Origin of the sequence: Salegentibacter echinorum, assembly GCF_900129445.1 — a bacterium.
GTDB lineage: Bacteria > Bacteroidota > Bacteroidia > Flavobacteriales > Flavobacteriaceae > Salegentibacter > Salegentibacter echinorum.
The window spans coordinates 178,175-204,910 of the sequence record NZ_FQVT01000005.1 but is presented as its reverse complement, the minus strand read 5'-3'; the positions used below and the strand labels follow the sequence as shown (position 1 = coordinate 204,910).

Below are 26,736 nucleotides of genomic sequence, written 5' to 3'. Positions count from 1 at the left end.
CCTTAAAAAATCTTACTAAAGTTACCCTTTATTTTTTCTTTTAATTCTTCACCCTTTTCAAACTGTGCCAGCAATTCGGCTTTTAAGCTCTCCATTTTTTCTTCAAAAGGAATTCCGTCATCTTCTTCGGCTTCGGTGCCTACATAAATTCCGGGAGTGAGTTTATAATCTTGTTTTATTACGTCTTCTATTTTGGCAGCTTTACAGAAGCCTTCTAGGTCCTTAAATTCCTCCCCCGGCCCCTTCGAAGGAGGGGAGACGTTACGCCATTTGTGATAAGTGTTTGATATCCTTTGGATATCTTCATCGTTAAATACACGTAATTTTCGGCTGGCCATTTTGCCCATTTTGGAAGCGTCTATAAATAGTATTTCATCGTTTCGCTCGCGGTGGGTACCGTCGGTTCCGTCGCGATTCTTACTTAAAATAAAAAGGCAGGCCGGGATTCCGGTGGTTAGGAACAATTTATCGGGCAGGCGAACGATGGCATCAACCATAGAATTATCTACCATATATTGGCGTACATTTTTTTCTCCTCTGTTATTGGAAGTCATCGCCCCGTTCGCCATTACGATCCCGGCGGTTCCGGTTTCGCTTAGGTGGTGCCAAAAGGTTTGCATCCACATATAATTTGCGCTGCCATCGGTGGTGAATTCTTCCCGAGGCCCAAATAAGCGGGGATCACCATCGGGCAAATCTTCCGGATGCCAGTTGCTCACATTAAATGGCGGATTGGCAATGATATAATCGGCTTTTAGTTCCGGGAATTTATCATCCAAGAGGGAATTTCCGAGTTTAATGTCGAAAGAAAGATTCCGCAGCATCAGGTTCATGAGGCACAACCTTAAAGTTTGCGCGGTCATTTCCTGTCCGTAGATGGCGATATCACTTTTATTGCCGCCGTGTTCCTGTAGGAATTTTAAACTCTGTACAAACATTCCCCCGCTTCCGCAGGCCGGGTCAAAGATTCTGCCTTTATAAGGTTCCAAAAGTTCCACCAACAAACGCACGATACTGCCCGGCGTAAAAAATTGCCCCGCGCCCGAACCTTCGGCCATTGCAAATCGGCCGATATAATATTCATAAATTCGGCCTAAAATATCACTTTCCGGATTTTCCTTTTCAGAAAATTTAGGGTGGGAGAGGAGGTTTATGATTCCGCCGGTTTGCTTCGGCGACAATTCACTACGCACAAAAATTCGCGGCAATAAGTTTTGAAGCTGCGGGTTGTATTCGGTTAACAAGTCCTGGATCACATCAAAAGCATCATCTACTTTTACCTTGATATCATCCTGCTCGGCATTGTCTTTTAAATACTGCCAGGAAGCTTTTTCCGGGATTTTAAAAGTGTTGCGGGAACGGTATTCGTCCCCGTCTTCCAGCACATAATTTATTTCTTCGGCATCGGTAGTGTGATAATCGGAAGAAGGATCGTTCATTAAACCCTTTAATTCCTCCTTTATCACCTCGTAGCGTTCGCTAAGGTGTTTTAGGAAAACCAGGGGAAGAATGTAGTTTTTATAGTTGTTTTCTGAAACAGCACCCCTAAGTTCGTTGGCCGCGTCCCAGAGTTCTTTTTCAAAATCGATATCTGCTTTTGCCATGTAATCTAAATGGTAGAATTTGGTTGTTAAGTTGGATCAAGGTAGGTAAGATCCTAGAGCGGAAAGTTAGTTAAAATTTTAATACTATTAAATAAATTTGCTCTAGTATAAGCAGTTCAATTAGCTCTGCAACGGCTATAATCTTTACCGTTGCATCACCGTTACAACGGTGATTTATTTTCCGTTGGCAAAATCCACCTTTTCTTTAATATTAGCCGTTGTATAACCGTTGCGGCCGTTGCAACACCGTTGTAAGCCTTTGCAGAGACTTTTGTTTTTGTTCTAAAAATGGAGGTTTTATTTGTCTATGCCGTTGCAACGGTGAGGACTTTTGCCGTTCTAAATATGATTTGGGGTGTATGGAAATGAATACTGTTAATTGCTGAGTACCTTAAATAAATTTAACTATAAAAAGCTAAATGGGATTATGACTAAACGCACCTGGAAAGAAGAAATAAATAAAGAAAAAATTCCAGGCAATAATCCTCCTCACTTTTAAATGATTCACCCAATTCTTCTTTTCTTAATCTGAATACGTCTGCTGGTCTTATATAATCGTGGGCTTTAAATCTGATTGGATCTATAATTTCATTGGTCATATTAAATTGCAGCTCCGATTCTTTGCCTTTAAAAAAATTATTAGCAAGTTCTCTTTTTGTAAAGGCTTCTAATCGTTCCCAGCTATTTCCATCTCCCACTCAGGGAAGTAGAATTCTATGGGTTTCTTCCAATGTGTAAGTTTTGTTTTTCTTTAAGGCTAGTTTGGAAAGGTGGTGGTCAAAATATTTATTAAAAGTTTTTTTGTCTGTTATTCCTGTATATTCTCTGAGGGCCTCCTTGGAGATGATTTTTATTCCAGCAGTTTCCTCGAAAATTTTCTTTAGAATGTATTCAGTTGTAAAATTGGCTGGTTGAATGGTTCTCAAATTGATGATATTACATAGGTGAAATATGTAAATTACTCTTCTTTTAGTATCAATGATATTGGAATGAATAATAAAACATAGAGCAAATGGAAGACTCATCCCATTTTTTCTAATATAAGACGGTTTTAATGTTTTCAATTTCATAGTTAGAAAATATCTCGCAGTAATAATTACTGCGAGATACTGCAACATTTTTTTAATTAATCCTTCCCCTGATATTCATCATGTTCAGGATTTAGTTGATTTGCACGGTTGTCTAAATCAGCTTGTGAATACTCATAATCTTTTGATAATCCCATAATAAAACGTTTAAAATTAATAATAATTCAAATTTAAACAGAGACTGTGGTTCGTTAAAAGAAATAATCCACGATAGGAAAAAATAAAATAAATTTTTGTTTTACGAGTGTCTTTTGCTTGCTTAAAGTATGCATTGTGGAATCTGATGTTGTTTTAAAAATCAATTTACCAGCTTAGCCCTTGAATTATGTAGGAGACGAAAAAATAATTTTTCACAGCGCATTATTGTTAGCGTTTTTCGTAGATTCAATGGTGAGTGAGATGTTTTTAGAACAATTTCAACGGCTATCCTTAGTAGCCCTTGAAATTGTTATTTATCTGAAAAAAAATAAATTATAAAGGCTACTACAATAATCAAGTTTGTTATAGAAACTACTGACAAAAAATTCATTTTGTTTCTTTGAACTTTAATAGTATTTATAGTTTCAATTTCTATCTCTTCAACTTTCTTTGTTAACTCGTTTCTCTGTAAATGAAAGTTTTCGGCCATCCTATCCCTCTGCAATTCCAAATGTTGTTCGTTTTCTCGTAATTTTTGAAATATTACATTAAAATTATTTTTATTTTCTTCTGTACGTTCTTTTTCCTCTTTAAACTTCTCAATCTGGGAAACTATAATCCTTTTTATTTGAATGCCCTGAACTTTATTTCCGTTTGTATTTTTTTGCAAGTGACTAGCAATTTCTTCTAGTTCTGCAGTAGTTTCACTAATTTGTTCAAAGGAAAGACCTGATAAGACCGTTAATGCGGAAATCATTTCAGCTAACAACTTTGAGTTTTCATTGTTGTTTTTAATTAAATCGCTTATCGATGAAACCGACTTGGACGAAGCCCTATTTACATCTATTATTAAACTGAGCAATGCATTCTTATCTAAGCTCCCCCAACTGCGTCCTTTTTCACCGTTTACAACCTGATTGATAGAATTTTGAGCCTTATTTATATGGTCTAATAAATACTTCGCTCTGTCATTGGAGGTTTCGTATCTCTCATCTACTAACTTAATTTTATCTATAATTTCTTTAGCATGAATTAGATTTGTAGAATTATCAGCATTCGTTAATTTTTGAGAATTTGAAGCATTTTTAGGTTTCGGAAAGTTTTTTGGCTTTTGAAAACTCTCCGTTTTTTGAAATTTTTTTCGTAATGTTAAATTTTCTGGTTTTGTAAAATTAGCACCGCCCCATTTTTTATCCATTTGTCAGTAGGTTTAATAAATCCTCATTTTCATTATTTATTTGTTCAGCTATTCTAATATCATCGGAAATTTCATTTTTTGTTATTCTTATTTGCTCTAGAGATAAATCGATATGCTGTTTACAAGATTCTATGATTGGTAGTGTGCCTTGAAAAATGGTTAATGAGACACCTACAGCTTTAGTAGCTTTTGAATCACTAATACCTGCTTGGGCTAAATTAATTTGAGATAAAGTATCTAGTTTTGAACTCTCTTCGCCTTTCAGCCTATTGTAGACTATTTTACTTTGATACTTTTGAAATCCTTGAAGCAATAGAACGGAACCAACACCTACAATCAAACCTGATAGAACTGGGGATACGAAACCTGCGAATGGAGCTGTGAACGGAAAACTTGTAATCATAGCTTTCTCTATGATTTCCTCAAGAGCTAATCCAATTAATGAAGCTACAGCAACACCTAGAATTTTCATAGCTTCATTCAATCGTACCTCCCAAGGCTGTTCTTTAGAGAAAAGAATTTTTACTGCTTTTAAAATAGAGGTAAAAGCCAGTTTTACAAACTTGAAAATATTATTAGCAATTTTGAAAATGCTTTTAAGCACTTGATCTAAAAAAGTTGATAGAAAACTACTTATTGAGTGATCCTGAAATTCTTTTAAAATACCTTTGGATTCTTCTTTGATACACGAAGCAATATTTTTTATTCTCTGAGGATGATCAATTTCATCCTTTTTTTTATACTCGCTAATTACTTCTACGACGGTTATTGAAAGAAGTTTTCCAATAGCGGCCTTGCCCGCACTTTTTACTGCATTGGAAGCTGCTATTTTCGTTGTGTCTTTAATTCCAGGTCTATAGGTAGTTTTGTTTTTTAAAATTTCATTTTCCTTTTTTTCAGAAGCCTCAATAGCTTTTTTTAAACTATTTTCATCTATCTCATGATATTCCTTTACTGTTTTAGTTGGATCCTTTTTTGAAGGAGAATTTAAAAAATTATCAAGGTCCTTTATTTTAGTAGCCCTTTTATCATTATTTAACTCACCCTTAATTGCAACTAGGTTCTCATCGGAATTTAGAAAATTTCTTTTTTCTTCTTGATTGAGTACATAATTTAAGACTTTATCATCGTTTACTTCTTTAGCAGATTTGACATGCTCCCATTCATAAGCTTTTTTCTTATCTGGCTCACCATTTTGGATAAACTGATTAGTGTAAGCACAATTAATACCTCCTTCATCGTGGCTCTCTTTCCATTTTCGATGTGTTGTATCTTTTTGGGATAAACCATCACCATTACTCGTATAATCTTTTCTATTGTAAGTAGGAACCTCCTTTTTCAACAACTTTTCAAACTCATTTCCTGGTGTATGTTTAGGCTTGTATTTCGCGCTTCTATTAGATATAGGAGTATCTTTCCACTTTTGATAATCTCTATATTCATTTTTATAGGCAAGCCCATTTGAGTAGGCAGTATTTTCCCAAATATCAGAAACACCAAGAGCCATGGTAATCGTCTCAATACATTTTTCTTGAATTGCAGACATCATTTGGCCATTCATTTCTGATGGATCTGCATCGTCCATTTTTTTCTGAAGTTCAATTATTTCATCAAGGAGATCTTGTTCTTCTTCTTTTAAATCTATTTCTATTTTTTCGTAGTCCATATTTTGAATTATTATTAATATTTAATAGCAGATATGTTTGCTCCACAAGAACTCATTTCGGAAATAATGGTGGAATCACGATCTCATATAGTGCAATGAATTATTGTAGCTTTACTTGTGGTTTTACTGATTTAGGATATAGTGAAAATAGTTGTGGTGTGCGGTCTCTTTTATTCCTGTATATGAAATATATTATTTACCACCACCCCCTAACATTATAGGATACATTCTGCGGTTGCCCATTACCATAGGCCTCTCCAATAGCTCTAATTGCCTGAACAGTAGCTTTACGATCGTCGATTCTGGCTTGCTCCTGTTTTAACATGAACTCGTAGTCCCTATCATTTAATTCCTTAACCTTTTTACCAATCTTATTGCTTAATGCAATGGCCTGGCTGTAACAATTTGCTTGTGGATCAATTCCCGCTAAAATTCTACCAGCTTTATCAGCTGCTATAAGATTTTGATTGGAGGTCCAAACTAAATTTGCTTCATTGAATTTAATTTGACAATCCTGATCTATTTTTTCCTGATATATAGGCAGAAGTTCTTCCATAGATTTATTATAGCATTCCTGACTAACTTCAGGAACATTAGATAAACTGTAAATAGCCTCATCATACTTATTCATTGCAGCAAGCGTTTGAGCTTTTTTGATCAGAATATCGCAATTTGTATTGTAATGCTGAATTATACTATTTTTAGCTTCTGCCACGAATTGTTTGAACTCAGGATCTCTTGGATTTACTCCTTTTATGGCCGAAATAAGAGCTTTTGTTTCATTCGTACCTACTCCTTTTACAGTCCTTGTTTCGCTCGAGTATTTTACGCCATTAATCCCATCACCAATTATGAAAGTTACATCAATCGTATAGGCGTGCATAGGTGGTGTTGTAGGAGTAATATCTTTAGAAATAATATCTATGGCTCCAGTAATTATAAACTGGGAACTTGATCTTGTACCGCCCATCCCATTTGCAGACGCAATCGAGGCTAACTTATTTCCAAAATAATTTTGAACACTATTTGAAAAACCATTTGAATTGGGAATGTAAGTGCCTAAGGATATTCTTTGGGAATCGTCAACTTGAGCAATCAATCCATGAAATGAAGTGAAAATAAAAATTGCTACTGCAGCTATATATTTCATATTATTCTTTTTTATAAATTATTTTTCTCCAATTACAATTGAAGCTTCTCCTAGACCTTGAACCATAATTTTTGAGGTTATATCGTATTCTTTTCTAAGCATCCTTGATAAATTGTAAGCCCACCTTCTTGTATCAATTGCACGGTCATTTTTGTCATATAATGGAATCCTTACTTGGCTAAAGACCATCATGTTTTCAGTTTGATTCGTGACACTGAACCGGCCTTGAACAGTGTTATCATAAACCCAATCTTCAATGATAAAGCTTAGCTCAGTTCCTCCAAATTCTGTTTCCAAATCGCCTTCAAATGAATCCCACTTTTTTATTCTCAATGAAACCTCTCTTCCATTTTCAAATAAATCGTCAAAATGTGAAGATAGTTGCGCATTAAAATTATCTAAATTGGCTACTACGGATTCTTCAAGTAAAACAGGTAATTCAGCGCTAAAAGATGGAGCGCCTGTACCAGAAGCTCCAGCGATTTGTTTATTAGTATATGCGTCCAAGCCTTGTAGATTAAATGTGATCGATTTTTTCGGTCCAGTTTTATTTATAAACCAATCGATTTGCATCCATATATCTGCCTTTGCTGTCTTTTTTAATTTGTCAATCGGACTTTCTGAAATTCCAGATCCACTTTTGCTCATTAACATGGCGTCTTCCGCAGATTCTCTTTCAATTGTTTTTAGTGAAGATTCTAAGTTTTGAAGGGGAAAGCCTCTTTCACTCATAAGCTCATTTATTTTGCTGATTACTAAAAGAAGCTCCCTGTTATCCTGCAGAGCTGCTTTATAATCAGGTAATTTAATAGTGCTTCCTTGATTATCATAAGTAAGAGAATATCCCTTATCAATACACCATGCATCACTAGGCACAACCATAATAGTTGGTTTTTTTGCTTGAGATTGGACACATATTGTAAATAGTGTAAGTGATAAATAGAGGAGGTGTTTTTGAATTTTAGTCATTTATCTTTTTATTAAGGTTGTTTAATTATATTATCATCAAATAGCTGCTGTTTTAGGTCTGCAATTTGGATGGATAAAATCACTGCTGTAAGATAACCTTGTTCGTATTTCGAAGTTTCTAATTTGCCTTTCTTAGAAATTGAAACGAAACCTGAATATATTTTGGAAAAGAATCTATCGAAATAATAATCATATTTTACTTTGGCATTCACCTCAGAAATAATTGGCTTCTTTTGACAGTCTCTACCCCCCTTATACAAACCTTTGAATATAATTTCGTTTAATGCATTTTTCTTCGCATTCTCTAACGCCGTTTTTTTGTCTAATCCTTTACCCCATGCTTTAACAGTTTGCGTGCCGTTGAGGTTTGAACCTATACACTCAGTTTCATAGGTATAATAAGCCGAGTTGCTTTTAGTAGAACTACAGGATTTTAGACCTATTACTCCAATTAATAGAAAGACCAAGGATAATTTGCTAACTGTATCCATTTAAAAACCCGCACTTAGTTTTTTAATAATATTAGCATCTTCCAAATCCTTCCTGAGTTGTGATACACTTACAGAAACAATTACACCAACTTTATACTCTTTTCCTACTTTCCTGAAATCTCCGGGTGCAATGCTTCCGTCGTTAGAAGTGGTGGCAAATTTTAAATATCTTCCACCTTCTTTAAAAAATTCTTTAAAGAATGCTTTATGTTCAATCTCCGAATTTGAATCCGCTAAAGGTTTCTGTCCTGAAACTCTATTTTTGCTTGAAAATCCTCTAAAGATGATACAATGAACGGCATTTTTTTTGGCCTGTTTAATAGCTTTTTCTGGTTTTTTTGCATAAGTCCATGCTTTAACTAAGTAAGTTCCCTGAGTACCTACATTTACTGGTTCAATCTCATATCTCCATTGGTCAGTGTCATTGTTTAATTTTCTATTACTGGATCCGCAAGATGAAAGAGTAATAATGAAAATAATAATTAAGAGGTAATTTAATTTCATGTGAGTTTAGTTTTATGAGGAAAGAATAAACCTTCCGCAATTTTGCGAAAGGTTTATTAAGTTGTTACTTTATTTGTCTGATTAACATTCCGGGCAAATACTTTTTTCCGCCTTTAAACGTGGTTCTGTCTAATGCGGAGTCTTCGTCTAAAGCTTCTTCGCCATCGGCTAGATTATATCTATTATCCCAGATTGACTTTTTGTCAACTTTTACAGTTCCAACTCGTTCATAACTACTAAGACCTGTATCAGGATCCTGTACAACCTCTAAAACTTCGAATTTTTCACCACCTTCTAAACCTTCTTTCATTCCTATTTTCGCAGTTATAGGACGTCCGGTAAGTAAAGGGACCATAGGTTTAAATACATCATATTTTTTCTGAAGTTTGGCAAAAACGGCATCAACATTTCTCACTGTTGATAAGGAAATGATTTGTTTCTCCGTTCTCTTTTTGAGAGAAAAAGTAACTAAACTAGTAGATTTTTCATCACCGATAAATTCAAGTTCAAAAAGCTCACTATTATCGAAGGCTGTTTTCTTTGCTGCATCAAAATTTTCTTCGTCAATCCATAGATCTTTATAGAATGCCGACTCAATAGAATCATTCCATTTAAGTTTATATAAATATGTAGTGGTCCATACCGAATAACCTTCCTTAGTTTTGTTATATACCTTTTCGGCAGCTTTATTAGCTAATCCTTGGCCCATTGGGAGTTCTTTTGCTGCTTCTAGGGCGGCCAGATAAATGGCTTTTGCTACAATCTCATTACTAACGAAATTTACTCTGGAAACAGTTAGGAAAGTTTTGTCTATTAATTCCATTCCTGCATCAGATAACATGTTAGTACCCCTTGCAGAATTATTTGCTTCAGAAACTTTTAGTGCGGATGCATCATATTGCCCTCTTTTTGCAATTAATTTGGTATCAAAGGTTCCGTCTTCTTGACGATTAAACCACTTTGCTACCATCTTTTTTGCTATTTGTTTGTCCTTTAAATATTTATCAATAATAATGGGATAATCGGCGGCTAGCGAGTCCATTATTCCTGCAGTAAGATTTGAACCTAATGATGCAATAGCTTTACCAGCACCCGTCTTATTAACTTCTGCATCTATTCTTTCCTGCTCTGTTAATTTATAGTCTGAGTATTTGAAAGTTTTTTCTCCAATATTGTGGTTATTGTAATTGTCAGGAAATTTAGCATTATAATATGCTTTGAGAACTGTTTCTTTATTAGGAAAGTCTTGCGATTCCAGAAGAATAGTATGGAGGGAGCTTCTACGGTAATCAGGCTCTATGGCTTCCAATGTAGCTTGGGCCAATGAAATGTTGACAAACATAAAAAGGGGCAGTGATGAAAAAAGTAATTTTTTAATCATAATTATTTGGTTAGGTTTTTTCTACTCTTGGGCTTTTCGAAATACTCCTCGTTTTTATAGTGGTATCTGAACTCCACTGTTTTAATTATATTTTGTGCATACTTTTAAAGCTTAACGGTTAGGGGTGTTAAAGCGGTATGCGGTAGATCTAAGCATTAAACAAACTGGTTGCTTTTAATTGAAAATTTGACACAAAATTGCTTAAAAGAGATCAATATATTTTATGGGTTTCCGTAATTGAAAATCTTTTCTTTGATCTAGGTAGAGAGATTATAAAAATTGTTTACAGTTCGCGTCAAAGTTAAAGACACAAGCGAAATTAAAACAAAGAATTAGTTAACGTATGGAAAATGTGAGTTAACGTTATTTTAACTTATATTAAGATAATATGGTAAAATGTTAAACTAGTTGAAGAATAAATGTCTGGAAATTTTCAAAGTCTAGACAGACTTGAGATTACACCCTCGGAAATACAGTTTAAAGCATGTTTTTTAGTATATAAGGCATTTAAAATAGTCTTTCCAGAGTCTTCATCACCTTCTATAAAAAGTAATTCGCAATGTTTATTTAATGCATTATCAATTTGAGATATATAATTCTCTCTTTTTATTAGTGAACCGTACTTTTCATCGTCTATTGGAAATCCATAAGAAAAATTAGTATTATCAAGTGGTTTAGCCTCTATTACCTCCATGTGATTTTTTGAATAATTGTTTAAAATTAGGTTAATTGAAAAAGTAGGGTTCTTCAGAGAGATACGAATATAAATAAAACTTTAATGATTTAACTTAAGTACTAAAATGTCAATAGTCATTTCATCCAGAATTTAAATAAATAGAGTAGTGGTGAGTCCTCGAGAACGTGAAGAGAGAACTTGAAATATACTGACAGTTTAATCCATTTCTGAATAAATAACCTTGGTTATTATCTCGGGTTCTACGTTCAACAACTTTGCAAGTCTTACTATTTCACCCATAGTAAATTTATCAGGATGACTTAATTTTACCATATATCTTTCGTAATTTATACCTATAGATTTTGCTATTTTGGTCGGATATAATTCAGAAAGGGTATACATCTTTTTAATTCTTCCTGTCTCAAACATTGAGCCTATGGAAAGTAATGTTAGGTCTTTATGCTGGCCATCTTTGAAATTAAGAAAGAAAAGCACAAGCTACGACCAGAAGTGGTTGCAGAAGCGAGTTTGTCGCTGGAATATCCCATTATAGTGAAGATCGGTAAGGCCAAGCTTAGCATCGGCAGAAGGGAGGAATTTCTATACCGGAGGTTGGCCATACAAAGCGCCTGTAAAAGAACACGGCAGGGTGTGAAATATGCCAGGTCAGGAAATGGTCGCAAACGAAAAACAAAAGCTTTGGCTAAGTTTCGTGATAAGGAACGTAACTATGTAGATAATCGGTTGCACGTCTATAGCCGGGAGCTTATCAATTTTTGTGTTAAACATCAGACAGGAACACTAATTCTATTAAACCAGGAAGAAAAAATAGAGTTAGCCAAAGAGGAAGCGTTTGTGCTACGGAACTGGAGTTATTACGATTTGATGACCAAAATAAAATACAAGGCTGAAAAAGCCGGTATTGAACTTATAATAGGTTAAATCCAAATATGAGGGTGCTTGTACACCCGTAAGGTGATTTGAACTTTTCACTCACTAAATGCGCTTAGCATATTTAACGCGTGGGCATCTCTTAGCAATAGGACTAATCCAAGAAATATTTATTAGAGTTTAAAAAACAAATGCGAAATAATGTATTATTAGAAATTTTCCGAATAGAATCCGAGGGTGCTTGTACACCCGTAAAATGAGTTGAACATTTCGCTCACTAAATGCGCAGAGCATATACAACGGCGTGGACATCCCTTAGTATTAACCCGCATAATTCACGTTATTGATGAGAAGTGCTCCTTGGTGCGGGTTAACCCCGACTTAGTTATACCCATTTTTGAGTATCAATCCCGAATCCTCGGGATGGTAAAACTTAGTCGCAGTATAGTATTGAGGTCATTCTCCTGTATATTCCGGGTTAATCTAAACAGAATTTTATCGAGCTTAAAAAATCAAATACGAAATAATGAACTATTAGAAATTATCCCAATAAATAACGAGGGTGCTTGTACACCCGTAAGGTGAGGAACATTTCAATCACTAAATGCGTTTTTCATATACAACGGACGTGAGCTACTTATGCTATAAAGCTAAATTTTTGCTTAAAGAGAATAGAGGTTTACACTCCTTGTTTCAGAATTATTAAATACCTGCTAGGACTTTATTTTCTGAAGTTGTTTCAATCGGTATTGATAATCCTGAATATAATTTCGTTGGGTAGCTTTTTCCAGAAAAGACGCTTGGGTTAGTTCGATAACCTCTTCCGAATGCCCCATCATACTTGCCATGATCCCATCAAACTGCTTTGGCTTTAATGCTATTTGTTCCGCCAGGATTTTGAACTGCTGGGCAATAGTTGTCTGCGCCATATTTTTGGGCAACAAGCCTTCATCCAGCGCAAAATCACTATCATCCACGTGGATATGTGTATTCAGTAGGTCATAAGCAGGGCTTAACCGGTGATCCCCCATAGGTGTTTCTAAAATGGCAAAGTTTTTCAGGTGGGCATCACCGTTGGAAAACAAATAATTAAATACCAGGATTTTAAATAATTTAGGTGTTTCCACCCGATAAGCTGGTAGGAATTTTTTCATCAACTGGAATAATTCGAGATAATTACCTTCATATTTATAATGTTCGCCATGTGTTTGAGGAGTTTTGCCGGCAAGAGTTGCAAAATCTTCTTTAGCTTTCTTTGAACCGTCTTGTTTTACATCAAAACGCTTAGTAATATATGCGGGAGCATTATTTTCAAAAAAGATAAGCGCATTTTCGGCAGTTTCAATATTATAAACCTGGCGTGCGATCTGCATAGTTAAATGCTCATTGGCAGGCATTTGATTATTCTTCTTGCCTATATTGGGAATCGGTTTCAATATATAGGTTCCTTGCTCACCCTCCTTGATAAGACGCAATTTATTTTTTTCTAAGAGAACAGAGAATTTTTCCTGTACTCCAGATATGGAGATACGTTTTTGATTGTCTTCAAAGAGGCGATCGGTTTGTCGATTGGAATTTGGTGAGTCATAAGGCAACACGTGCGAAACCTTACGTGCATCAAAAACACGTTTCAAACAGGTTCTGCTATAGGTGTTAAATCCTTTTGCAAAGGTTCCCGGGCAATTCTCTATTTTCATTTAAACTCTTTATTTTTTTTTGACAGTAATCGCACCCACCGTATCATAACGGGCGGTAGTTATGAGAATCCCAAAGTAATCATTAGAATCCAGCTTATTGGCTTTGCAAACAACCTGTCTATTTGTTCCTTCTGGAAGCATATTGTAAAAAAAAGGAAATAAATATTCAGCGTGATATTCTGGTTGAGATCGAGGTAAGGTAAGACTAATGGATGGATTCTGAGGATCGGTCAACCAGGTTTCCAGGTAGCGGAATGTAAAGCTTCCATCATCCAGCTGTTGTAGAACACCTGCTTCTTCTCCTTTATAGCATATAGTTGCCTGTCTCATTTATTAATTATAGTTTTTTTACTTGTATGGTAATTTCCATACCAAGGACATCTGTGATTTTTTGTAAGGACTCCAGGGTAGGGTTCGCTTGTGCGGTCTCGATTTTATAAAGCGTATTGATTCCGATATCAGCCATATCGGCTAATTGTTGCTGAGTAATGCGCATGTTATCCCGGCGTTGCTGAATCAACTGACCAATTTTTTGTATTGCTTCCATAAACTCATTATTTAACTTTTCAATCCATACTTTATTGTGGAATTTAACCTCTGAATTATTCTTTAATTCAAAAATACATTAAAATCCATTCTTTAATGTGGAAATTAATGAATATTTACGGTTTGTGATTAAATTTACACTAAAAATCACATTCTATTGTGGTTTTTAGTGCTTATTTTGGAATAGTATGATTGTCTTTAAATGATTAAGAAATCTAATTTATAATTTTCCATGAATTTCTTTAATCATATAGGTTAACCCCCTCCGATATTCGTAGCCATTTTTGAGTTCCACCATTTTAGATGCTCAAAAACGGTTCCGAGGCTTCGAGATAAGTCGGGGTCTACCGCCAAAACACTAGTTTTTACGTTGATTCATGAATAATGGCGGATAACATTGCGATCAATCTCATAATTATTTTGAGTAATACCAATTTAACTTTGTAAGTCGCACAGAAAGCGAAGTTGCTTTTTCGTTCTATAACGCTGCGATTGGTTTGCATAGCCGTAGCTATGGAAATTATGAGCAAGGAAATAGATCGGAAAATGAACGAGTTTGAATGCGTCATTATATGGTTAAATTGGTATAAGATTATAAATCGTTTAAAAATGACGAATTCGACCTGTTTTAGATCGAATTCGTTCTTTGGCTAATCTAAATTCCCTGATTAATTAATTTCTGTATTTGTTTGTAGTTCTGACAAAGGAATGGGTAAATAAGAGTGTTCCTGGACATTAAATCCAGTTCTGCCTGCGGCAGTCATCGCTTCATCGAGCATTCCCCATCTTCTTAAATCAAAAAATCTTGTGCTTTCTAACGTAAGCTCCATTACCCTTTCATGTACTATCTGTTTAAATACAGCATCTTTACTGTTAAGATTAATAGGAGGCATATTTCCATGTACAGTACGTACTTTATTGATTAACTCAACCGCTTTTTCTGTATTTCCCGTTTCATTCAAAGCTTCAGCCTGCATCAATAATATATCTGCATATCTCAATAAGGTCACATTAAGACCAATATATCCATTGCCCTCTACGGGTTCCGGCAGCCATTTTCTAAAAAATGCTACATCATCTTTATCATCTGGATCTCCATAGGTTTCTTCAATTAAGCTATCCCAGGTACTGCCTTCCATTCTTTTCGCAGAAGTATCGTTAAAATAAGGATCGTCGAAATATAAAGTGGCATATAAACGTTTATCATATAATCCGCTTTCCGCAACCTGGCCTTCTTCTTTCATTTCAGTTACCAATCGGTCATCAGCCAGAATACCTCCCCAGCCACCTATGGCCCAATCGGCTATAAAAGAATGCAAACGTGTTGCATTATCGGAATTAGCATCGGCACTTTTAAATTGTAATTCGAAAATAGATTCTTTGTTATTTTCGTTTTCACCGTTAAATAAGCTTTTAAAGTCATCGACTAATTCATATTGTCCGCTTTCAATTAATTCAGAAAAAGCAGCTGTCGCCTTTTGATATTCTTCACCATTACTGGTGGACGGGTCCCCAGCTTTATACATATAAACTTTGCCCAGATAGCCAAGAGCCGCTCCTTTATTTGCACGACCAAAATCCTGTGAGGCTATTTCAAAGTTTAGCTTATCGGCAGCTGTTTTAAAATCCTGAATTATAAAATCCCATGCTTCAGGCCTTGTAGCCAATGGCCTGTCTAAAGTGGAAGGAGTCACCATTTCTTTTCTTATTATGATATTTTCATATAAACTTAATAGTTTAAAATGATAGTATCCACGTAAAAAATATGCTTCCCCTAATATTTGTTCCTTTTCACTGGTCGAGATTTGATCTTCAGTCATTTCAGAAACATTTTGGATTACCTGGTTCGAGAAATTAATCCCTTTATAATTGGTGGTCCATAGCACATCTAAAAAGATATGGCCATTGGTATAATTGAAATTATAAATAGACATCCAGTGTGAGTAATTGGAAGCATCGGGACCAGGTAAGACATAATCTGATCTAAAATATTCGGTTATCGGCCTTCCTTCCTGCCAGCCATCCCAGAAATTGCTTCTGGCTTCCAACTCAGAATAGGCCGCTGTTAAACCAGATTTTGCATCTTCTGCGTCACGCCAAAAATTCTCAGAGGTTAATTGATCTGGCGGTTGTTTATCTAAAAACTCTTCGTTTGAACAGCTTATACTTATCGAAATACTAACTAGTACAACTAATTGAATTATATATTTTTTCATTGTTATTTTTTTAGAAACTTAATTGAACACCAGTGATTAAGGATTTGTATTTTGGATATAGGTTGATATCTATTCCTTTTGAAAGCACATCTCCACCAACTTCAGGGTCAAGACCAGAATAATCAGTAAAAGTAAAAAGGTTCTGTCCCGTAACGAATACTCTTACCCGCTCTAAGAATGTTTCTTTAAAAACATCAGGAGAAAGAGTATATCCAAGTTGTAGCGTTTTAAGACGTAAGTAATCCCCGTCTTCTAAAAATCTGGTAGAAGCACGATTATTACGGTTCGGATCGTTTAAAACGGCCCGCGGCACATTGGTATCAGTATTGGAAGGCGTCCAGGCATCAAGCGCGGCCGTTCTATAATTTCTTCCCGTATCTAAGCTTAAAAGCCTAAAATTATTTCCATTATAAACTTTATTTCCACCTACTCCCTGAAAGAATAATGTTACATCGAAATTTTTGTATTCTCCGGTTAGGTTTAAACTATATTCATATTTTGGAATTGCTGTTCCCGAGTACACTTCATCATCTTCGTTAATTATTCCATCAGCATTTTGATCCCTAAACCTAATATCACCTGGTTGTGCATCGGGTTGAATTAACTCTCCATCCACACTGTGGTTTTGAACTTCCTGTTCGCTTTGGAAAATTCCATCTGCTTCTGGTAGAAAAAATGCACCTGGCTCATAACCTATCTTAGTTTGGTTGGCAAAGTGATCTGAACCAAACAAAAGACCAACTCCATACAGTACCTGGTCTTCATTACTTAGTTTTGTAACTTCACTATTAATTGTGGTAAAGGTAGCTGCAGCGGAATATTTAAAATCGTGGTCTCTATTCCGGTAATTAACTTCAAACTCGAAGCCTTTATTTTCAAACTCCCCAACATTCACAATGGGGTTATTGATACCTGCAGAAGGAGATACTTCCTTAGTTATTAATAAATCCTCGGTTGTACTTTTATAATAGTTTACAGAACCCTGCAGTTTATTATCAAAAGCCCCAAAATCCAGCCCAAAATTGGCCGAAGTATTGGTTTCCCATTGCAAATCATCATTTTGAAGATCCCGGGCTATACTTCCCAGGTAGGAGTTTTGTGGATTTCCAAAAACATACCCGCCATCATTCTGGCTCTTGCCTTGGGAAATTAGAGCTACATAATCATAGTATCCCAAGGCACTATCATTTCCTGCCTGTCCCCAGCTATACCGTAGTTTGAGAAAGTTGAATAAATCCTGATTTTCCATAAACTTTTCCTCTGTAATTTTCCATCCTAAGGCAAACGAAGGAAAAACTCCATATTTATTGTTGCTACCAAATTTTGAACTACCATCCCTTCTCACACTTGCCTGGATCAAATACTTATCATCAAAAGCATAATTTATTCTTCCAAATTGTGAAACCAGGGCGTACTCTGCATTTGTGCCTTCAGCTGAATATGTACCATCACTAAACGCATCGAGCGTATTAAAATTTGGGTCTAAAATAGTGGCCGGGACTTTATTGCCTTCATCATCTAATTTATAACCTTCGGCCTGCGTATAGGTGCTTTTAAATGGTTCTTTAATTCTTTGGTAACCGGCCAATAAGCCAACGGCTTGCTTGTTTACATCAAAATTATAGCGAATCGTATATTCTTCGTTCAAGCGCCTAAATTCAGAGTTAAACTCTGAAATAAATGCGAATTCCCTTTGAGCAATATCCTGTACATCCCGAACCCTAAATGGCTGGTGGAACTCATACGTGTTATTTTGAAGGTCTGATAAACTAAACCCGGCTCTTATATGAAAATTCTCAAAAGCTTCGAAATCTAAATTTATATTTCCCAGAAAATATTTTAGTTTGGTATATCCCTGCAAAAATTGATCTTCTCCAACAGGGTTTCTGTGATCGGGCAAATCCCCGGTCCTATAACCAAAGCCAGATTCCCTTTCTTCATCAAATACCGGAATTAAAGGTGAAATAAAGTAAGTTTCCCGAATTGAAAATTTATGATCTTCCCTATGGGTCTCACTATAGTTTAGGTTTGAAGAAACTTTTAACTTGCCTTTATCCATATTTATCTGGGAATTAATCCCTTTCTTCTTAAAGTTAGAACCAATTAATAGCCCTATCTCATCGGCATAGTTACCTCCAACGCTATAATTCACATGCTTTCCGCCTCCGCTAATTCTTATATTATTAGTTGCAAGATACCCAGTGCGTTGTGTCTCTCCCAGCCAATCGGTATCAACATTTGGTGGGTTTTGAATGTATTGTGGAAGTTCTGCCCCTGCATTTTCATACATTTCACGATGCACCGATACATAACCATCGGCATCTAAAAGCTCCATTTCTTCCCGAAGGGTGTTTACACTTAGAGAGGATTCAATTTCAATCCTTGGCTTTCCTTCTTTTCCTTTCTTGGTAGTGATAATTACCACTCCATTGGCTGCCCTTGTTCCATAAATCGCCCCAGAAGCTGCATCTTTCAGGATTTCAATACTTTCAATATTATTGGTATTGATAAAGTAAGGATCGGCCTGAACACCATCTACAATATAAAGCGGTTCGTTATTTCCGAAGGTTCCAATTCCTCGAATAGAAATATCCGGCGCAGATCCAGGACTACCCGTAGAATTTGTAACTGTCACCCCAGATACCTTCCCCTGGATGCCATCAAGTGGATTGGTACTAACAACCTTGTTTATTTCTTCACTTTTAACCGAACTAATCGCGCCGGTAACATCACTTCGTTTCTGAGTACCATACCCCACAACAACCACTTCGTTTAAGCTCTCTAAATCATCTTTTAATACAACATCAATTGTAGTTTGGTTTCCTACAGATATTACCTGTTTCTGAAAACCTAAGTATTGAAAGGTTAAATTCTCACCCGCTGATGCCTCGATAGCATAGTTTCCGTCAAAATCGGTTTGTGTGCCACGATTTGTTCCTTCAATATATACATTAACCGCAGGCAAAGGCATGCCTTTGGAATCTTTCACTGCTCCGCTAATCATTTCTTGTTCCGAAATCGTTTTAGTCCCCGAATCAAAAAAAAGATTTTTTTCTTTTAGTAAAATTACCTGCTCATCGGTGAATTCGTAAGTATAATTCACAAGGGACAGACAACGGTTTAGAAGCTCTTTCGCAGGAATAATGCCTGCTTTTAAATCAATTTTTGGAGCTTTATTGAAAAGATTGCTGGGATAGATAAATGTATAATCTGTTTGTAATTTAATAAGTTGAAAGGCATCTTCCACACTTATACTTTCTGATTTGTCAATTTTTATTTTGGCATTTTGAGAGAATAGTTCGTCCGAATTAAATCCGAAACTGCTAATACAAAAAAATAAGATAAAGACTCTCATAATAAAAATTAAAACTCCCTTGGGTAAAGGCAATAGTTTAGCATTAAATTTAGTTTTCATAAATTTGTAGTTAGTTAATTACTTAATGTTAATTGGAATGAGGGTTTAGATTGTCCAGATATAAACCCCATTCCTTTTTCATTCCTGATATTGCATCACTTTGATTTTATTTCCATTTAATTCAAATCGTGCTCGTTTAGTATTTTCAATAATATGCAGGATCTTCTTCAGCTTTTGCTGTTGTTTAAACCTGCCATTAAATTTCATTTCTTGAAGTTCTTTTTGCTCAAATTCCACCTCAATATTATACCATCTTGAAAGTACGTTAAAGATATCCCCCAAAGATTTATCTTTAAATAAAAACATACCGTCTTTCCAGGCTATATGCTCATAGATATTAACTTTTTTTATGTCTTCTAAATTATTGTCTTTCACAGTAGATTGTTGGCCGGGGGTCATTGCAATTTTATCCTCTCCGTATAAAAGATTAATTTTCCCCTCTACCAAGGTGGTTACAATTTTCGCTTCTTTATAATTTTCAATATTAAAGGAGGTTCCCAATACCTCTATATTTTGGTTGGAATTTTCCACCACAAATATTTTGTCATTATTTTCTGCTGCCGGAGTTACTTCAAAATAGGCTTCCCCGTATATCAAAGCTACCTTTCTATGCTCACTTTCCTTAAAACTGGTAGGAAACTCAAGTTTAGACTTAGCGTTTAGGGTAACTTTTGTACCATCGCTTAATTCAATATTGAATTGTTTTCCGGTAGGCACTGTAATAGTATTAGTGCCAACAGCTTCGGGAACTTCTGCAATTTTGAGTTGTTTTCTATTCGCCTGATAATATTTACCGGATACGACCGAATCATTTTTTCCGAAGGTAACAGCGTTCCCATTTTGATCCTGAAAAACTATACCTTTAGACGGAGGGTCTAATTCATTTACATTTACAACCCTATGTTCCTGCTCCAACGGGGCATTTAGAAAAAAGTAAATAGGAAAACTCAAGAAGCCTATTACTACAATCGCTGCAACAACATATTTCCAATAACTATTTTTAGTTTTTAAAGTCTTGTCATCAACTTTTTTCCAGGCCCGGGAGGTATTTACTTTAAGGTCACCGGGATTCTGTAAATTCATTTTTAAATTTTCAAAATACTCGCGGTGATCCGATGAAGAAGAATACCATTCCTGGAACTGCTTTTCTTCCTTCGGATTTAAGCCTTTTTTAATTCTCTTTATTAATAAACTATACTCCATTAGTAATTAGGTATGATTCCCCTTTATACTAAAGACAAGTTATTTTCTGAATAGGGTGACAATTTTTAGATATTTTTTTCTTTTTAGTAGAAAAAAAGGATATAAGAAAGAATTAATAAAGCCGATTCTATTTTTAACCTGGCTCGTTTTAGTTGTGTTTTTACAGTATTTACAGATACTCCGATCTCTTCGGAAATCTCCTTATAACTTAACCCATGCATTATCTTCAGCTTAAAGATTTCCTGCATTTTTTCCGGTAAACATTTCAGGATTTCTTCAGACTTTTCAAGTAATCGACGCTTTTCTAATTCGCTAAAAATTTCTTCCTGAAAATTTTCAGTAAGGAGGTTGGAAATATCAATAAGTTGATTAGAGTCAGTTACCTTAATCTTTTTGAGATAATTTAGACTACGATTTCTAACCATGGTAAATAAATAGGCTTGAAAGGATTTTTCGATTTTCAGGTTGTGAATATTCTCCCAAATATAAATAAATGATTCCTGTACCAAATCTTCACTTGCTGCCTGATTGTATGTGAATTTATAAGAGTAGTTTACCAAGCGAGGATAAAAAGCCTCGAAAACTTGTTGAAAGGTCTTCTTATCTTTCTTCTTTAGTTTTTCGAGAATAAAATTTAATTCCACAGCTTAGTTATATTTAAACAAAACAAGATATTTTTAACGAGCTAACCAATTTTTTAAATTATTAATTTAACATTTTTTTAAATCCGGTTTATTAGAAAGAGTTCTTTTCTTTTAAGGCAATTCAAAATTTTGAATTTATTTCTTGGACGCTAATCATTTTTTTGTAATTTAGACCTGTCCATCGGCGTGATATTTTAAAAACGCTATTTTATTTCCGTCTAATTCATTTCTATTTAAGTAATCTATTCTGAATCTTTCAGATTAACAGCTTTTATAAAAATGAATAAATATCTTTTAACTAGTCTTTTCTTATTTTCTGGCGCCACTTTTTTGTTTGCACAAAAAAACAATATTCGTCCGGCTAATAAAGAAACATCCAATGTATTGGACTACCGGGGAATACCGAATTCTGCGGAAGACAAATCTTTTCTTACATTTTCAGATAAAGGTTCCTGGTTTAGTTATTCCATACCTACATCTTCTACTCAAAATGGATTTTCAGGGCCATTAATCCTATCTCAGGAGAATGGAGCCTGGTTAGGACCATCCCTCGTTGACATCCATCTTGAAGGTATCGATGTAATTAACGATAATTCAGAAATTAAAACATCTTTTCGTGGCAGCCTATCGGGGTTAGAATTTCAGAAAAAAACTAAAAACTGGATAGAATCTCACAAGATGTTCTTTGTATCGGCCAAAACGGCAATGTTTAAATTTCAATTTGAAAACCTTCAAAACAAGTCAATTACTATAAAACCCGAGATAGAAGGGGAAATCTTTTCCGGGGAATTTTCGCTATCAAAAAGTAATGAATTTATAAAGGTAAAAAGTGAAATTAATGAATTTTATGGGCTGCTGAAACTTCCTGCCGATTTAAAAGATGCAGCTATAAATGATACTACCTATACGGCGAACTTAGAACCGATTAAAATAGCTGGCGGTGAAACCTACGAGCTCACCTATTCTTTTTCTTTTGCTACGGAATTTGATAATGATGAGCTCGCCAAATTAGCTGCAAATCATAAGAACTTTAATGGGCTTTATGAAGAAACCCAGAAGGAGAAACTGGCCATTATCACGGCAGTAACCGATAAAATGCAAGAACAATGGGAGGATTCCACTTATTATCAGTTGGCCCAAAAATCGCTACTTACCCTGCAAAACAATTGGCGATGTGCTTCTGGCGGACTAAAATATGACGGGTTTTTCCCCAGTTATAATTATAAATGGTTTTATGGTTTTTGGGCATGGGATAGTTGGAAACATGCCGTGGCCGTGGCGCATTATGACCCAGATTTGGCAAAACAACAGGTGCTGGCGATGTACGATTATCAAACCGAAACAGGGTTTATCCCGGATGTTGTTTACCGCGATAATTTAATTGAAGAGAACAATTACCGAAACACCAAACCCCCACTTTCGGCCTGGGCTGTCTGGACCATTTTTCAGGAAGATAGCGATATGGAATTCATCAAAAAAATATATCCAAAAATCAAAAAACAACACGATTGGTGGTATGAATTCAGGGATCATGATAAAGACGGAATTTGCGAATACGGCTCGACGGATGGAAGTTTGATCGCAGCCAAATGGGAAAGCGGGATGGATAACGCAGTGCGCTTTGATGACACAAAATTGCTGACTAATTCTGAAAACGCTTTTTCTATGGATCAGGAAAGTGTGGACCTCAATTCATTTCTCTACGCAGAAAAAATTTATTTAAAGAAATTAGCAAATATCCTGCATAAAAAAGAAGAAGCCACACAATTCCAAAACGAAGCTGACAAGCTAAAAAAGCAAATTCGGGAGCAATTCTATAGCGAGAAAGATGGGTGGTTTTACGACACTTCCCTAGATGGCAAATCTTTTATAGACATAAAAGGCAGCGAAGGCTGGATCCCACTTTGGGCAGGCATCGCTTCAAAAAATGAAGCCAAAAACCTTGTAAAAACAATGATGGACAATACTGCTTTTAACACCAAAGTACCTTTACAAACCTTAGATGCCAGTTCCAAAAAGTTTGAGCCAGATGGAGGTTATTGGCGGGGTCCCAATTGGATAGACCAATCTTATTTCGGGATTAAAGGATTAAAAAACTATGGATTTGATGAAGAAGCCACCAAACTCACCAAAAAATTAATCCATAATGCCGAAGGCGTAACCGAAAAAGGTAGCGCTATTCGCGAAAATTACAATCCCGTGACGGGAGAAGGCCTGGAAGCCCATAATTTTAGCTGGTCTGCCGCGCATTATTTACTGCTGCTTTTAGAGGAATAGTTATGGATAATTACTTAGATCAAAATAGGCTTAGAGAAATAGCAGCAAAGCTTTATAACAAGACCGGAACCGTTAAGTTGCTTCCTGGAGAATTGGATTTTAATTTTTTGGTAAAAACAGAAACGGGAGACTATATTCTGAAAATAACCTCGGCGGAAAAATGCAACCTGGAATTCCTGCATTTTCAAAACAAGCTTCTAATTCATTTAAACGGGGGCGATACTACGCTTTTGTTGCCGGAAATAATTACCAGCACTCACGGAAAACTAACCGAAGAACTGGAAATTGAAGGTAAGGTGTACAATGTTAGGTTATTGACCTGGCTTCCCGGAAAGCTTTGGAGCGAATTGGAATTTCATACCTCTGAGCTATTGTTTGACTTAGGAACAAAAGCAGGTCAGCTTACCAGGCTATTGTATAATTTTGATGATTCCTATCCGAAAAAACAAACCCTGGATTGGGATATTTCAAAAACTTTCTGGACAAAAAAGCATCAAAACCTCTTCCCTTCAGAAAAGAAAAAATATATAGTACACTTTTATAATGGATTCGAATCTATTGAACCCCAATTAGCTCGCTGCCGTAAGAGTATAGTGCATAATGACATTAACGACAATAATATCATTATAAAACCCTATACCGAAAAGGTAAACGGCATAATTGATTTTGGGGATGCTACTTATACCGCTACCATTAATGACCTCGCAATCTGCATAACATACTCCATAATGCAGAAAGAACAGGTTCTTGAAGCGGCTTTGGAGGTAGTTAAAGGTTATAATTCGTCTTTTTCTTTGCAAGCTGAAGAATTGGAGCTTTTATACTGGCTTGTGGGTGCCCGGTTGGTGATAAGTCTTACCAAATCTCAAATTAACGCCAAAGCTGAGCCTGAAAATAAATACCACCAGGTAAGTACCGCCGGAGCCTGGGATTTAATTAAAAGGTGGTATAACATAAATCCAAATTACGCTACAATCCTATTTAAAAATAGTTGTGGGTTTAAGAAAAACGAAAAGTTTTTAAAATTTAAGGAAAATTGTAAGTCAGCAAAACACCTTTTTTCAGAATTAATTGAAACCAAAAACCCGACCTCTTTTAAACACCTGGATTTAGATGTTTCTTCAGATGTTATTAGCAATTTTAAAGATTATCAAAGCAGCGAAAAGTTCGAAAAAAAGATAAAAAATATATGGGAAGAAGAAAATAGACCAATCCTTTTTGGTGGTTATAATGAAGTAAGACCGGAATTGATAAATGATGAGAATAGAGTTGCAACTTTAAAAGGTGATTTTTGGAAAAATACACTTTCAGGAGTACAATTCTGGCATTTTAAAAAATTTAAGCTACGTGCTTTCATTCCCGGGAAAATTATTGAATTGAATGAGACCGAAAAATTTCTGATTGTGGAACATTCTTTTGCGGAAAATGAGAAGTTTTATTCCATTTACCGCAATCTTATAATAGAACCTTCCCTAAAAGTTGATCAGGAAATAGGTAAAGGTACTTTGTTGGGAACTCATAAAATCAAAGAAAACAATGCTTTTTTCTTTCAATTAAGCCTTCTTTCCCCACAAACACTACCTCCTGTTTCAAATTGTTTGTACGAGGAAAAAGAGGTTTTCAACCAACTTTTTCCGAATCCCCTTTTATTATTTGAAGGCTTTGAAATACCGGATAACAAGGCTCAGCACGAAACTTTGATTGCAGAACGTAAGGTCCATTTAGGCAAAAGCCTTAGCTTAAGTTATAGAGAACCTTTAAAAATCGTTCGGGGTGACGGGGTTTTCCTTATAGACGATAAGGGGCGAAAATACTTAGATATGGTGAACAATGTAGCCCACGTGGGGCACGAGCACCCGGAAGTCGTAAAAGCTGGCAAAAAGCAAATGGAGATGCTCAATACCAATTCCCGCTACCTTCACGAAAATATCCTTCAATTTGCCAAAAGGCTATTGGCAACTTTCCCCAGGGAACTTTCGGTAGTACATTTTGTGAATTCAGGGAGTGAAGCCAATGAACTGGCCATTAGGATGGCAAAATCCCATACCGGCCAAAAAGATTTTATTGCGGTAGAAGTCGGTTACCACGGCAATACCAACGCCTGCATAGATATAAGCTCGTACAAATTTGATGGAAAAGGCGGAAAAGGCGCCCCGGAACACACCCAAATAGTTCCTTTGCCCGATAGGTTTAGGGGAAAATACCGCGGCGATCAAAGTGGCCCAGAATACGCAGCCCATATTGAAGATGCGGTAAAAACGATTAACGATAAAAGCCGAAAACCGGCAGCTTTTATTTGTGAAAGCATCATAAGTTGTGGTGGGCAGATAGAATTGCCCAACGATTATTTAAAATTGGCCTACAAATACACCAGGGAAGCCGGTGGTGTTTGTATTGCCGACGAGGTCCAGGTAGGTTGCGGAAGAATTGGCAGCCATTTTTGGGGTTTTCAGGAACATAATGTGATTCCAGATATTGTAACGATAGGGAAACCCCTGGGCAACGGCCATCCGCTCGCAGCCGTGGTTTGCACCCAGGAAATTGCCAACTCTTTTGCGAACGGCATGGAATATTTCAACACCTTTGGAGGAAATCCTGTTTCCTGTGCCATTGGTAATAAGGTCCTGGAAGTCATTGAAAAAGAAAAATTACAGAAGAATGCATGGAGAACCGGGGGCTATCTAAAAGAACAGCTTAAAATCCTTCAAAATCAATTCCCTGTCATTGGTGATGTTAGGGGCAAAGGATTGTTTCTGGGCTTTGAACTTACCGATAATGAAAAAAACCCATTACCCCAGGCAGCCGGATTGTTGGTAAACAAAATGAAAGAAAGAGGGGTGTTATTGAGCACCGATGGGCCAGACAACAATGTGCTTAAACTAAAACCCCCAATAATTATAAACCGGCAACAGATCGATTATTTTATCCATCATCTTAAAATCGTCTTGCAAACGAGTGAAATTAATACATCAAAAAATTAAT

The 26,736-nt window shown here is 35.9% G+C and carries 18 protein-coding genes and 1 pseudogene; 3 read left to right on the top strand and 16 right to left on the bottom strand.

Going from position 1 to position 26,736, the window contains the following annotated elements:
• Positions 1 to 2: 2 nt before the first annotated feature.
• From BUA71_RS10425 to BUA71_RS10375, 9 genes are all read right to left on the bottom strand, one after another.
• Positions 3 to 1,604: a type I restriction-modification system subunit M gene (locus tag BUA71_RS10425; protein ID WP_072879463.1), complete on the bottom strand. Its 1,602-nt coding sequence runs from the start codon at positions 1,602 to 1,604 to the stop codon at positions 3 to 5.
• Positions 1,605 to 3,140: 1,536 nt separating this feature from the next.
• The gene (locus BUA71_RS10410; protein ID WP_072879458.1) at positions 3,141 to 4,028 is read right to left on the bottom strand and encodes a hypothetical protein; all 888 of its coding nucleotides are present in this window, start codon (positions 4,026 to 4,028) and stop codon (positions 3,141 to 3,143) included.
• A complete protein-coding gene (locus tag BUA71_RS10405) occupies positions 4,021 to 5,694 on the bottom strand; it encodes a hypothetical protein (protein ID WP_072879456.1) in 1,674 nt (557 codons plus the stop codon). The genes BUA71_RS10410 and BUA71_RS10405 overlap by 8 nt, the downstream gene beginning before the upstream one ends.
• Positions 5,695 to 5,890: 196 nt before the next feature.
• Positions 5,891 to 6,844: a hypothetical protein gene (locus BUA71_RS10400; RefSeq protein ID WP_072879454.1), complete on the bottom strand. Its 954-nt coding sequence runs from the start codon at positions 6,842 to 6,844 to the stop codon at positions 5,891 to 5,893.
• Between the two features lie 18 nt (positions 6,845 to 6,862).
• The gene (locus BUA71_RS10395; RefSeq protein WP_072879452.1) at positions 6,863 to 7,813 is read right to left on the bottom strand and encodes a DUF6175 family protein; all 951 of its coding nucleotides are present in this window, start codon (positions 7,811 to 7,813) and stop codon (positions 6,863 to 6,865) included.
• Positions 7,814 to 7,824: 11 nt separating this feature from the next.
• A complete protein-coding gene (locus BUA71_RS10390; protein WP_083572076.1) occupies positions 7,825 to 8,304 on the bottom strand; it encodes a hypothetical protein in 480 nt (159 codons plus the stop codon).
• Positions 8,305 to 8,808: a hypothetical protein gene (locus BUA71_RS10385; protein WP_072879450.1), complete on the bottom strand. Its 504-nt coding sequence runs from the start codon at positions 8,806 to 8,808 to the stop codon at positions 8,305 to 8,307.
• A gap of 64 nt (positions 8,809 to 8,872) precedes the next feature.
• Complete coding sequence (locus BUA71_RS10380) at positions 8,873 to 10,189, bottom strand: hypothetical protein (protein WP_072879448.1); 1,317 nt, start codon at positions 10,187 to 10,189, stop codon at positions 8,873 to 8,875.
• 433 nt (positions 10,190 to 10,622) lie between these two features.
• The gene (locus BUA71_RS10375; protein ID WP_072879446.1) at positions 10,623 to 10,883 is read right to left on the bottom strand and encodes a hypothetical protein; all 261 of its coding nucleotides are present in this window, start codon (positions 10,881 to 10,883) and stop codon (positions 10,623 to 10,625) included.
• 435 nt (positions 10,884 to 11,318) lie between these two features.
• Between BUA71_RS10375 and BUA71_RS10365 the strand changes: the two are divergent.
• A pseudogene (locus BUA71_RS10365) lies at positions 11,319 to 11,807 on the top strand (hypothetical protein); the annotation flags it as partial.
• Positions 11,808 to 12,469: 662 nt separating this feature from the next.
• Here BUA71_RS10365 and BUA71_RS10360 read toward each other — a convergent pair.
• The 7 genes from BUA71_RS10360 to BUA71_RS10330 form a co-directional block, all read right to left on the bottom strand.
• Entirely contained in the window at positions 12,470 to 13,453 is a 984-nt protein-coding gene (locus BUA71_RS10360; protein ID WP_072879442.1) for a HipA domain-containing protein, read from the bottom strand.
• Positions 13,454 to 13,462: 9 nt separating this feature from the next.
• The gene (locus BUA71_RS10355; protein WP_072879439.1) at positions 13,463 to 13,783 is read right to left on the bottom strand and encodes a HipA N-terminal domain-containing protein; all 321 of its coding nucleotides are present in this window, start codon (positions 13,781 to 13,783) and stop codon (positions 13,463 to 13,465) included.
• A 7-nt stretch (positions 13,784 to 13,790) separates the two neighbouring features.
• Positions 13,791 to 14,000: a helix-turn-helix domain-containing protein gene (locus BUA71_RS10350; RefSeq protein ID WP_072879429.1), complete on the bottom strand. Its 210-nt coding sequence runs from the start codon at positions 13,998 to 14,000 to the stop codon at positions 13,791 to 13,793.
• A gap of 667 nt (positions 14,001 to 14,667) precedes the next feature.
• Positions 14,668 to 16,215 carry a RagB/SusD family nutrient uptake outer membrane protein gene (locus BUA71_RS10345; protein ID WP_072879427.1) on the bottom strand — a complete coding sequence of 516 codons (1,548 nt, stop codon included), beginning with the start codon at positions 16,213 to 16,215 and terminating at the stop codon, positions 14,668 to 14,670.
• 10 nt (positions 16,216 to 16,225) lie between these two features.
• On the bottom strand, positions 16,226 to 19,630 hold the full coding sequence (locus tag BUA71_RS10340; protein WP_072879425.1) for a SusC/RagA family TonB-linked outer membrane protein: 3,405 nt from the start codon (positions 19,628 to 19,630) through the stop codon (positions 16,226 to 16,228).
• 78 nt (positions 19,631 to 19,708) lie between these two features.
• The gene (locus BUA71_RS10335) at positions 19,709 to 20,833 is read right to left on the bottom strand and encodes a FecR family protein (protein WP_072879423.1); all 1,125 of its coding nucleotides are present in this window, start codon (positions 20,831 to 20,833) and stop codon (positions 19,709 to 19,711) included.
• Positions 20,834 to 20,916: 83 nt separating this feature from the next.
• Positions 20,917 to 21,477, bottom strand: coding sequence for an RNA polymerase sigma factor (locus BUA71_RS10330; RefSeq protein WP_072879421.1), 561 nt, complete (start codon positions 21,475 to 21,477; stop codon positions 20,917 to 20,919).
• A gap of 279 nt (positions 21,478 to 21,756) precedes the next feature.
• Here BUA71_RS10330 and BUA71_RS10325 point away from each other — a divergent pair, with 279 nt between their 5' ends.
• A complete protein-coding gene (locus BUA71_RS10325; RefSeq protein WP_072879419.1) occupies positions 21,757 to 23,754 on the top strand; it encodes an MGH1-like glycoside hydrolase domain-containing protein in 1,998 nt (665 codons plus the stop codon).
• Positions 23,755 to 23,756: 2 nt separating this feature from the next.
• Positions 23,757 to 26,735: an aminotransferase class III-fold pyridoxal phosphate-dependent enzyme gene (locus BUA71_RS10320; protein WP_072879417.1), complete on the top strand. Its 2,979-nt coding sequence runs from the start codon at positions 23,757 to 23,759 to the stop codon at positions 26,733 to 26,735.
• Position 26,736: the final 1 nt, after the last annotated feature.